This window comes from Pseudomonas sp. CFBP13508, from assembly GCF_005233515.1.
Classification (GTDB): Bacteria; Pseudomonadota; Gammaproteobacteria; order Pseudomonadales; family Pseudomonadaceae; genus Aquipseudomonas; species Aquipseudomonas mercuritolerans.
Window position 1 is genome coordinate 241,158 of the sequence record NZ_QFZZ01000004.1, and the last position, 11,217, is coordinate 252,374.

General features: G+C 60.0%; 9 protein-coding genes. 3 read left to right on the plus strand and 6 right to left on the minus strand.

Translation table 11 applies throughout. The features are described from left to right. Positions 1–12 precede the first annotated feature (12 nt). A complete protein-coding gene (locus PspCFBP13508_RS13265; RefSeq protein ID WP_024013438.1) occupies positions 13–1,176 on the minus strand; it encodes an isovaleryl-CoA dehydrogenase in 1,164 nt (387 codons plus the stop codon). 300 nt (positions 1,177–1,476) lie between these two features. Between PspCFBP13508_RS13265 and PspCFBP13508_RS13270 the strand changes: the two genes are divergently transcribed. Continuing rightward, a complete protein-coding gene (locus PspCFBP13508_RS13270; RefSeq protein ID WP_137214771.1) occupies positions 1,477–3,174 on the plus strand; it encodes an AMP-binding protein in 1,698 nt (565 codons plus the stop codon). Positions 3,175–3,829: 655 nt separating this feature from the next. Here PspCFBP13508_RS13270 and PspCFBP13508_RS13275 read toward each other — a convergent pair. From PspCFBP13508_RS13275 to PspCFBP13508_RS13285, 3 genes are all read right to left on the minus strand, one after another. Next, the gene (locus PspCFBP13508_RS13275) at positions 3,830–4,729 is read right to left on the minus strand and encodes a hydroxymethylglutaryl-CoA lyase (protein ID WP_137214772.1); all 900 of its coding nucleotides are present in this window, start codon (positions 4,727–4,729) and stop codon (positions 3,830–3,832) included. Positions 4,730–4,874: 145 nt separating this feature from the next. Further along, positions 4,875–5,270, minus strand: a complete 396-nt coding sequence (locus tag PspCFBP13508_RS13280; protein ID WP_137214773.1) for a MerR family DNA-binding transcriptional regulator — start codon at positions 5,268–5,270, stop codon at positions 4,875–4,877. 198 nt (positions 5,271–5,468) lie between these two features. Next, entirely contained in the window at positions 5,469–6,398 is a 930-nt protein-coding gene (locus PspCFBP13508_RS13285; RefSeq protein WP_016775308.1) for a LysR family transcriptional regulator, read from the minus strand. Positions 6,399–6,569: 171 nt separating this feature from the next. Here PspCFBP13508_RS13285 and PspCFBP13508_RS13290 point away from each other — a divergent pair, with 171 nt between their 5' ends. Then, positions 6,570–7,799, plus strand: a complete 1,230-nt coding sequence (locus tag PspCFBP13508_RS13290) for an acyl-CoA dehydrogenase (RefSeq protein WP_016775307.1) — start codon at positions 6,570–6,572, stop codon at positions 7,797–7,799. A gap of 121 nt (positions 7,800–7,920) precedes the next feature. Here the strand turns inward: PspCFBP13508_RS13290 and PspCFBP13508_RS13295 are convergent, their stop codons facing one another. Together PspCFBP13508_RS13295 and xthA are read right to left on the minus strand one after the other, a co-directional pair. Then, entirely contained in the window at positions 7,921–9,255 is a 1,335-nt protein-coding gene (locus tag PspCFBP13508_RS13295) for a phosphate ABC transporter substrate-binding/OmpA family protein (RefSeq protein WP_137214774.1), read from the minus strand. A 189-nt stretch (positions 9,256–9,444) separates the two neighbouring features. Next, complete coding sequence (gene xthA, locus PspCFBP13508_RS13300; RefSeq protein WP_137214775.1) at positions 9,445–10,257, minus strand: exodeoxyribonuclease III; 813 nt, start codon at positions 10,255–10,257, stop codon at positions 9,445–9,447. Between the two features lie 299 nt (positions 10,258–10,556). On the opposite strand from xthA, the gene PspCFBP13508_RS13305 reads away from it, so the two are divergent. Continuing rightward, positions 10,557–11,207 carry a GNAT family N-acetyltransferase gene (locus PspCFBP13508_RS13305; RefSeq protein WP_130910729.1) on the plus strand — a complete coding sequence of 217 codons (651 nt, stop codon included), beginning with the start codon at positions 10,557–10,559 and terminating at the stop codon, positions 11,205–11,207. Positions 11,208–11,217: the final 10 nt, after the last annotated feature.

Genomic DNA, 11,217 nt, shown 5'->3' on the forward strand with positions numbered 1-11,217 from the left:
AGCTGACGAAATTCATTTCGTCTCGTTGAACAGTTCGCGGCCGATCAGCATGCGGCGGATCTCGCTGGTGCCGGCGCCGATTTCGTAGAGCTTGGCGTCGCGCAGCAGGCGGCCGGCGGGGAATTCGTTGATGTAGCCGTTGCCGCCGAGAATCTGGATCGCGTCGAGGGCCATTTGCGTGGCGCGTTCGGCGGTGTAGAGGATCACCCCGGCCGCGTCCTTGCGCGTGGTTTCGCCGCGCTCGCAGGCCTGGGCCACCGCGTACAGATAAGCGCGGCTGGCATTGAGCTGGGTGTACATGTCGGCGACTTTGCCCTGGATCAGTTGGAATTCGCCGATGCTCTGGCCGAACTGTTTGCGGTCGTGGATGTACGGCACGATCAGGTCCATGCACGACTGCATGATTCCGGTCGGGCCGCCCGAGAGCACCACGCGCTCGTAATCGAGGCCGCTCATCAACACTTTCACGCCACCGTTGAGCACGCCGAGAATGTTCTCCTCGGGTACTTCGACATCGTCGAAAAACAGCTCGCAGGTGTTGGAGCCACGCATGCCGAGCTTGTCGAACTTGTTGCTGCGGCTGAAGCCTTTCCAGTCCCGCTCGACGATGAACGCGGTGATGCCGTGCGGGCCTTTTTCCAGGTCGGTCTTGGCGTAGATCACGTAGGTATTGGCGTCCGGACCGTTGGTGATCCAGGTTTTGCTGCCGTTGAGGACGAAGCGGTCGCCGCGTTTATCGGCACGCAGTTTCATCGACACCACGTCGGAACCGGCGTTGGGCTCGCTCATCGCCAGGGCGCCGACGTGCTCGCCGCTGATCAGCTTCGGCAGGTATTTGGTTTTCTGTTCGTGATTGCCGTTGCGGTTGATCTGGTTGACGCAAAGGTTGGAGTGCGCGCCGTAGGACAGCGCCACCGAAGCGGAGCCACGGCTGATTTCTTCCATCGCCACCACATGCGCCAGATAACCCAGACCCGCGCCGCCGTACTCTTCCGGCACGGTGATGCCGAGCAGGCCCATGTCACCGAATTTGCGCCACATGTCGGCGGGGAACAGGTTGTCGTGGTCGATCTGCGCAGCGCGCGGGGCGATCTGATCGGCGACGAAGGACTGCACCTGATCGCGCAGCATGTCGATGGTTTCACCGAGGGCGAAATTCAGGGATGGATAGCTCATGGGTCACCTTTTGGCTTTTTTATCGGGTGGAGCGCACGACTAATCGGCGTTCAGCTTTACGTTAACGTAAAGCTTCCACAGATCGACTGTCAATCGGCTTTACGTAAGCGTCAACTTGGGCGAGAGTAAGGGCAGTTCAGGATCAGATATCGGTTTGTTTCTGGTGGGAGCGAGCCTGCTCGCGAAAGAGCTGTATCAGTCGCCCCCAAGGCTGAATGACGCAGCGTATTCGCGAGCAGGCTCGCTCCCACAGGGATTCAAAACCGGGAAAACCCACTAATAAAGACAATAGGGGTCGTCATGGATCAACCCAGTGCAAACCCGCAGCGCAGCTACAGCCGTGGCTCTCAGGACCAAGCTCTGCTGGCGATGACCATCGGTCAGCGCTTCGATCAGACTGTCGCGCAGTACCCGGACGGCGAGGCGTTGGTGGTGCGCCATCAACAGTTGCGTTACTCCTGGCGGCAGCTGGCCGACGCGGTGGATGAGCAGGCCAGGGCCTTGCTCGCCCTGGGCTTGCAGGCCGGCGATCGACTCGGCATCTGGGCGCCGAATTGCGCGCAGTGGTGCATTACCCAGTTCGCCACGGCGAAGATCGGCGTGATCCTGGTCAATATCAATCCGGCCTACCGCAGCTCCGAACTCGAGTACGTGCTCAAGCAATCCGGCTGCCAGTGGCTGGTCTGTGCCGGAGCGTTCAAGACCTCGAATTACCACGAAATGCTCCAGAGCCTGACGCCACAGTTGGCTGAACACGCCATCGGTCAGCTGCGTAGCGAACGCTTGCCGGAGCTGCGCGGCGTGATCAGCCTCGATGCCAATCCGCCGCCCGGTTTTCTGCCGTGGTCGCAGCTCAGCGATCTGGCGGTCAGCGTCTCGCCCGATCAATTGCGTGAACGCAGTGCCAGCCTGCATTTCGATCAACCGGTGAACATCCAGTACACCTCCGGCACCACCGGTTTCCCCAAGGGCGCGACCCTCAGTCACTACAACATCCTCAACAACGGTTACATGGTCGGCGAAAGCCTCGGCCTGACGGCTGCCGATCGTCTGGTGATTCCGGTGCCGCTGTATCACTGCTTCGGCATGGTCATGGGCAACCTCGGTTGCGTCACCCATGGCAGTACGATGATTTACCCCAATGACGCGTTCGATCCGGCGCTGACCCTGCAAGCGGTGGCCGAAGAGCAGGCCACGGCGCTGTATGGTGTGCCGACCATGTTCATCGCCATGCTGGATCAGCCGCAGCGGCAGACTTTCGACCTGTCGAGCCTGCGCACCGGGATCATGGCCGGCGCCACCTGTCCGATCGAGGTCATGCGGCGGGTCATCAACGAAATGCACATGAGTGAAGTGCAGATCGCGTACGGCATGACCGAAACCAGCCCGGTGTCGTTGCAGACCGGGCCGGCGGACGAGCTGGAGTTGCGCGTCACCACGGTCGGGCGCACCCAGCCGCAACTGGAAAGCAAGATCATCGACACCGCTGGCAACCTTGTGCCGCGCGGCACCATCGGCGAATTGTGCACGCGCGGTTACAGCGTGATGCTCGGTTACTGGAACAACCCGCAGGCCACCGCCGAAGCCATCGATGAGGCGGGGTGGATGCACACCGGCGACCTGGCGAGCATGAACGAGGAGGGTTACGTCAACATCGCCGGGCGTAACAAGGACATGATCATTCGTGGCGGCGAGAATGTTTATCCCCGTGAGCTGGAGGAATTCTTCTTCACCCATCCGGCGGTGGCCGACGTGCAGGTGATCGGTATTCCGTGCTCACGCTACGGTGAGGAAATCGTTGCCTGGATCAAATTCCACCCCGGCCACAGCGCCTCGGAGCTGGAGCTGCAAACGTGGTGCAAGGAACGCATCGCCCATTTCAAGACACCGCGTTACTTCAAATTCGTCGACGCGTTTCCGATGACGGTGACGGGCAAGATTCAGAAATTCAGGATGCGAGAGATCAGTATCGAGGAGCTGAAAACAATCGACCGATAACCACGTCTTCTGTGGGAGCGAGCCTGCTCGCGAATGCAGTGTGTTATTCAGCGCAAATGTGTCTGATACACCGTTTTCGCGAGCAGGCTCGCTCCCACAGGGATGCAGTGATAGAGAGACGAATCGCAGAAAGCACAAAGGGGAGCCGAAGCTCCCCTTTAATTTGTCGTTGCGTGCTCTTTTTATTATTGAGGGTCGGTCTGTTGTTGTTTTTGGCAACCGTGGCCCTGTACAGCTTTTTGGCGACCCCCATCCGGGGTCAAGAGCAAACGTATTTTTTTGAGCGCTGATCTGCTTTCTCGTTTAACGATCCAACCGATTCGGGAGCTACCTGAAGGTAGTTTTATTGTTCTCTGCCCGGTTGCGGGTCACTCCTGAAAGCACCCTGAAAAGCACACCTTCTCCAAAAAAATCTGTTAGCTGCGTCTCTGCCGTGTTGTTCTTGTTATGTCAGAGTCGTTTCGTCTTGTTTTTATTGGTTTGCGGCTTTTTATTCTTGTTATGCCATAGAGATAGCAGGTGTCGTGCCAACTTTTAAAAAACCTTTTGAATCAACCGCTTAGGATTTTTAGGCTTTTTCAGCTTGGGGCAAAGCCAGACAATTTGTTTCCGTGTTACTCGCTTTTGCCCACATCACTGACGCAGCGGTAACACCTCACTGCGCGCTGCGCGCCTTGGCCACTCGCGAACCGCTCGGGCGGCCGAGCACTGCGCTGATCTGCTGGCCTGCGGCAATCAAGGCGTCCAGGTCGATACCGGTCTCGATGCCCAAGCCGTTGAGCAGGTACACCACGTCCTCGGTGGCAACGTTACCGCTCGCGCCTTTGGCGTACGGGCAGCCGCCGAGGCCGGCGATAGAGCTGTCGAACACCGCAATGCCTTCGAGCAGGCTGGCGTAGATGTTGGCCATGGCCTGGCCATAGGTGTCGTGGAAATGCCCGGCGAGCTTGTCCCGTGGCACCTGCGCCGAAACCACCTCGAACAGGCGCCGGGTCGCGCCGGCCGTGCCGGTGCCGATGGTGTCGCCCAGCGACACTTCATAGCAGCCCATCGCGTACAGTTCACGCGCGACCATCGCCACTTGCTCCGGCGCGACCGTGCCTTCATACGGACAGCCCAGCACACAGGAAACGTAACCGCGCACGGTAACGCCGTGTTGTTTCGCCGCCTCCATGATCGGCGCAAACCGCGCCAGGCTTTCGCTGATCGAGCAATTGATGTTGCGCTGCGAGAACGCCTCGGAGGCGGCGGCGAACACCGCGACTTCCTTGACCCCGGCGGCGAGCGCGTCTTCAAAGCCGCGCAGGTTCGGCGCCAGCGCGCCGTAGGTCACGCCAGGTTTGCGCTGGATCTGCGCGAACACTTCGGCGGATCCGGCCATCTGCGGCACCCATTTCGGCGAGACGAAACTGCCGACTTCGATGTAGCCGAGCCCTGCGGCGCTCAGCGCATCGACCAATTGCACCTTGTCAGCGACGCTGATCGGTTGGGCTTCGTTCTGCAGGCCATCGCGCGGGCCGACTTCGATCAGGCGTACTTGGGAGGGGAGGGACATGGGTGGGACCTGCCTGTTTTTTCAGTTCACGAAGATCCCTGTGGGAGCGAGCCTGCTCGCGAAAGCGGTGGATCAGTCACCGTTAATGGTGGATGACAGAATGCATTCGCGAGCAGGCTCGCTCCCACAGGGGCACCAATATTTGCTAGACCGCCTGGCTTTTGAGCGTCTGCTCCAGCGCCTGGACGCAGCGCTCTTCGGCAGTGTCCAGCTCAAGCTTCATCTGTTCGATATCCAGCAACTGCTGTTCGAGCTGTTCGCGGCGTTCGCTGATTTTCGCCAGCATGCTGTTGAGCTGTTTGGTGTTACCGCCGGACGGGTCGTAGAGTTCGATCAGCTCGCGGCATTCGGCCAGGGAGAAACCGATGCGCTTGCCGCGCAGGATCAGCTTCAGGGTGACCTTGTCGCGCGGCGAATAGATACGTTCCTGGCCACGACGCTCGGGGCTGAGCAGGCCTTGCTCTTCATAAAAGCGGATCGCCCGGGTGGTGATGTCCAGCTCGCGGGCGAGGTCGGAAATGCTGTAGGTCTGACTGCTCATGAAAGCGCTCGGAAAATGGGCATGGCGCTAAGCTAATCGGTGGTTTACGTTTACGTCAAGAAGGATGGTTGTGGTTGTCTGTACAGGCCCCTTCGCGAGCAAGCTCGCTCCCACATTCGACCGCGTTCCTTCAGATGAAATGCAATTCATTGTGGGAGCGAGCCTGCTCGCGAAGAACGATAACGCGGTAAAAAAGCCCTACACCTTCTCCAGCTTCTTCTCCTGCGCCGTCACCTGCTGGCACAACTCGATCATCTGCTCGCGCATCCAGCGGTTGGCCGGGTCCTGGTCGGTGCTTTCGTGCCAGTACAAATGCGTTTCCACCGACGGCACATCATTCACCGGCAAATTGAACGACTGCAAATCATGGCGGCGGGCGAAGCGTTCCGGCACGGTCATGACCATGTCGGTCTGCTGCATCACTTGCGAGGCCATCAGATAGTGCTGCGAGCGCAGGGCGATCTTGCGCTGGATGCCCATTTTGCCCAGCGCCAGATCGACATAACCCAGACCACTGCGGCGGCTGGAAATATGGATGTGAGTCAGCGACAGGTAGTCATCGAGGCTGAGTTTTTCCTTGCCCGCCATTGGGTGGCCCTTGCGCATGGCGCAGACGTAACGGTCGTCCATCAGCTTGACGTGGCGCACCTGCGGGTCGGTGTTGAGCGGCGCATCCACAGCGAAATCCAGACGCCCGGCCGCGAGTTCCTTGGTGGTTTCCCGGCGCTTGGACAGAAAGCTTTCGATGATCACCGTTGGCGCGAGGCGGCGCAGGCGCTGGAACAGTGGCGGCAGAATGATTGCTTCCGTCAGGTCGGTCATGCTGATGCGGTAGGTCTTGACCGCCTGCGCCGGGTTGAAGATGCGACTTTCCTGCACCGACACGCGCAGCAGCGAAAGGGCGTTGCGCACCGGGCCGATGATGTTCTGCGCCATCGGCGTGGGCACCATGCCCTGAGCGGTGCGCACGAAGAGCGGGTCGTTGAAGGTTTCGCGCAACCGCGCCAGGGCGTTGGACACCGCCGGCTGGGTGATGCCGACAATCTGCCCGGCGCGGGTCAGGTTGGCTTCGGTGTAGATCGCGTCGAAGACGATGAAAAGGTTCAGGTCGACCTTGCTCAGATTCATAACGCGGCTTCTCTTGTTATTAAGTGCAAATGTTTTGGGGCTGACGATCAGCGGATCATATATTGGTGATGAATGTTTATACACGCCGAGAATAGGCTAGGTAAATGATCAGCGCTGTTCTAGCATCGATTGCATGACTTGAACAACCTCTGCCCGAGAAGGTAACTACCCATGGATTTCGCTTATTCGCCCAAGGTTCAGGAACTGCGTGAGCGCGTGACTGCGTTCATGGACACTTACGTTTACCCGGCCGAAGCGGTGTTCGAACGCCAGGTCGCCGAGGGTGATCGCTGGCAGCCGACCGCGATCATGGAAGAGCTCAAGGCCAAGGCCAAGGCTGAAGGGCTGTGGAATTTGTTTCTGCCTGAGTCCGAGCTGGGCGCCGGCCTGAGCAACCTCGAATATGCGCCATTGGCGGAAATCATGGGCCGTTCCCTGCTTGGGCCGGAGCCGTTCAACTGCTCGGCGCCGGACACCGGCAACATGGAAGTATTGGTGCGCTACGCCAACGAAGAGCAGAAACAGCGCTGGCTCGAGCCGCTGCTGCGCGGCGAGATCCGTTCGGCGTTCGCCATGACCGAACCCGACGTGGCATCTTCCGACGCGACCAATATGGCCGCCCGTGCTGTGCGCGATGGCGATCAGTGGGTAATCAACGGAAAAAAATGGTGGACCTCTGGCGCCTGCGATCCGCGCTGCAAGATCCTGATCTTCATGGGCCTGAGCAACCCCGACGCGCCGCGTCACGCCCAGCACTCGATGATTCTCGTGCCGGTCGACACCCCCGGGGTGAAGATCGTCCGGCCGCTGCCGGTGTTCGGTTACGACGACGCACCGCACGGTCACGCCGAAGTGCTGTTCGATAACGTTCGGGTGCCGTACGAAAACGTCCTGCTCGGTGAAGGACGCGGCTTTGAAATCGCTCAGGGTCGCCTTGGCCCAGGCCGCATTCACCACTGCATGCGTTCGATCGGTATGGCCGAGCGTGCACTGGAACTGATGTGCAAACGCTCGGTGAGCCGCACCGCATTCGGCAAACCACTGGCGCGTCTGGGCGGCAACATCGACAAGATCGCCGACTCGCGAATGGAGATCGACATGGCGCGCCTGCTGACGTTGAAAGCGGCGTACATGATGGACACCGTCGGCAACAAAGTGGCGAAAAGCGAGATTGCGCAGATCAAAGTGGTGGCGCCGAATGTCGCCCTGCGAGTGATTGATCGGGCGATCCAGATGCATGGCGGGGCAGGGGTGTCGAACGATTTCCCGCTGGCCTACATGTATGCCATGCAGCGCACCCTGCGTCTGGCCGACGGCCCCGACGAAGTGCACCGCGCGGCGATTGGCAAGTTCGAGATCGGCAAGTATGTGCCGAAGGAGATGTTGCGCAGCGGTCAGTAATACCGCGTCGCCTCATTCGCGAGCAGGCTCGCTCCCACAAGATTTGTGCACGCCACAGATCCAATGTGGGAGCGAGCCTGCTCGCGAAAGGGCCTGTACATTCAGCACATCGACATCAGGATCAATACACCCAAACCTCAACCCGCCGATTCTTGATCCGCCCTTCATCTGCACTGTTGGTCGCCACCGGCATCAGCGCACCAAAGCCGCGTACTTCGCGCATGACCACACCGTTTTTGACCAGCTCACGCCGCACTGCCATGGCTCTCAGCTTCGACAGCAGATCGGCCCGCGCCGGGTCATCCTTCAAATCACCAAACCCCACCAGCGTCACCGCGCGCTCGGTCTTGCCATGGCGCTTTATATAGTCGAGCACCCGCGCCAGATCCTGCCGCGCCTTGTTATCCAGACTGGCGCTGCCCTCGGCAAAACGGAAATTCACTGTCAGACGCTGGGCATGCCGGCTGAGAGATTGATAACCCTCGGGCATCAGCGCATTCGGCGCCACGCTCATGGCCTGCACGGTCTGGCTGACAAAACCGCTGGCCGCGACGATCGCCTGACCCTGCGGGCTTTGCGCGAACGTTGCCAACGCCTGCGCCCACGGATTCTGGCTGTCCGGCGGCAGATAAAAGAACAAGCGCCGCGACAGCGGATAATCTTCGGTGGCGATCAGACTGTTCAGCGGCAGCATCGCTTGCGAGGCGCCATCGGCAATCGCCACGGCTTTGGCTTGACGCACATAGGGCAAGCCGATGAAGCCGATACCTTGCGGGTCGGCGCTGACCGCGTCGGATAACTGCTCGCTGGACTCGAAACGCTTCGCCGCGCTGCTGAGACTTTTCCCACGCCGGCTCAGGACCAGTTCCTTGAAGGTGTCGTATGTCCCCGACTGATCATCCCGCGCATATAAATGTATAGCGCCGCCACGCCCACCGAGCTCTTCCCAGGTTTTCACTTCGCCGGCAAAAATCCGCGCCAGTTGCTCGGTGTTCAACTGCTCAAGCGGGTTGGCCGGGTTGAGGATGATCGCCAGGCCGTCGATGGCAATGACTTGCTCGGCCGCCGGGCTTTTCAGATCGCCGAGGGCTTGCAGGGCAAGCAGTTCGCTGTCCTTGATCTCACGGGAAGAGGCGGCCAGATCGGCGCTGGCGTTTTTCAACGCGGCGAAACCGGTGCTGGAACCGTGGGCGGCGACTTCGATGATCACGCGTTGCCCTTGTGCGGTCTGGCCGACGATGCGTTGTTCGTTGGCGGTGTCCGGGGTTTCGCGGTGGATTTTCAGCAGGCCTTGTTCCTGCAACAGGCCTTCGACCAGCGCCGGGCCAAGTTCGGCGCCGATGGTGTTGGAGCCCTGAATGCGTAATGCCGGGCCGTTTTCGGGGATCGGCAGGGCGGCGGCGGACACCGACAGCCAGCCACTCAACAGGAAAACGCAGAGAACACGCAGGGTCATTCCGGCACCGAATCAAGCCAAGGGGATTGCCGGGGAGATTAAGTCAGGCGCGTGACCGAAATATGACAGGGGATTACCTGTGGGAGCGAGCCTGCTCGCGAAGGCGGCGTGTCAGTCGAAAAATTCGTCGCTGATCCACCGCTTTCGCGAGCAGGCTCGCTCCCACAATGAAAATTCCCTCAGGCTGGATCAGCTCAGCTCAAGCCAGATCGGCGCATGGTCCGATGGTTTTTCCATGCCGCGCAGTTCGTAGTCCACGCCGGCATCCTTGACGCGTGGCAGCAGGCCATGGGACGCCAGAATCACATCGATGCGCAGGCCACGCTTCGGCTCATCTTCGAAACCACGGCTGCGGTAGTCGAACCAGCTGAACATGTCGGTCACCTCGGGGTTGAGGTGACGATAGCTGTCGGTGAGGCCCCAGTTTTTCAGGCGCGCCATCCACTCGCGTTCTTCCGGCAGGAAGCTGCATTTGCCGGTTTTCAGCCAGCGCTTCATGTTGTCCGGGCCGATGCCGATGTCGCAGTCTTCCGGGGAAATATTCACATCACCCATCACCACCAGTGGCTGTTCATTGTGGAACTGGCTTTCCAGCAGCGCTTGCAGGTCGCTGTAGAAACGCTCCTTGGCGGGGAATTTGGTTGGGTGGTCGCGGCTTTCACCTTGTGGGAAATAGCCGTTCATGATCGTCACCGGCACGCCGTTGGCATCGGCAAAAGTGCCCCAGATAAAGCGCCGCTGCGCGTCTTCTTCATCGGTGGCGAAGCCTTTATGGATGGTGATCGGTTCGTTGCGCGAGAGCAGGGCGACACCGTAATGGCCCTTCTGGCCATGGAAGTGCACGTGGTAGCCGAGGGCGCGGATGTCATCGTGGGGGAACTGGTCGTCGTGAACCTTGGTTTCCTGCAGGCCGATCACGTCGGGCTGATGTTTTTCGATCAGCGCTGCCAGCTGATGCGGACGGGCACGCAGTCCGTTGATGTTGAAGGAAACAATCTTCATGGTCGGCAGTCCTGGCAAAAGGGCGATGCTAGCTGACATGGGGGAGATGGGCCAGTGTGGGACAAATCAATTTCACCTGTGGGATTTGGGTTGTTGGATCTGGCCCCTTCGCGAGCAGGCTCGCTCCCACATTCAGACCGCGGTCCCCTGTGGGAGCGAGCCCGCTCGCGAAGAGGCCGGCAAGATCGATGAAGATCCCGACTTGGTCTATACCTTTCAGGGGAACCACCACATCCGCCCAAGGTTCGTACCAACAAGCGCGCCAGCCTCCGAGCGCGCCTCCGGGGAGAATCACTGCAATGCCTGAAACCCAGTCCGCCGTTGCCGACGTCCACATGCTCGACCGCGGCTATTCACGCGAAGCCCGCTCGTTGCTGTATCAGGCCTATCGCCACGAGCCGACCTTCGGCTATCTGTTCGAAGCCGAACGTCCCGGCTACGAACAGCGCGTGCGCGCGACGGTGCGCGAGTTGGTCAAACAGCATTTCCTCCAGGACCTGCCGGCAATCGGCCTGTTGGTCAACGATCGCTTGATCGGCATTGCCCTGATCGCACCACCGCAACGGCGCCTGGGCGTTACCGAGAGCTGGGCGTGGCGCTTGCGCATGGTGCTCAGCACCGGTTTTCGCTGCACCCGGCGTTATCTGGAATACCACGATGCCGTCGCCGCGTGCGTGCCCGGTGACTCGGTGCACATGCTGCCGTTGCTTGGTGTGCATCCGCAGTTTCAGGGCAAGCATTACGGCGAACAATTGCTGACTGCCGTGCACAACTGGTGCGCGGTCGATGAAACCTCGCAAGGGGTGGTGCTCGACACCGGCAACCCGCGCTATCTGGAATTCTATAAAAGGCAGGGTTATCAGGAGATCGGCGAGGTTGCCGTCGGGCCGGTGCGCGAACACGTATTTTTCCACGCCAATCCGCAGGTGTTACAAACAGCAACGGGATAATCATCGAACT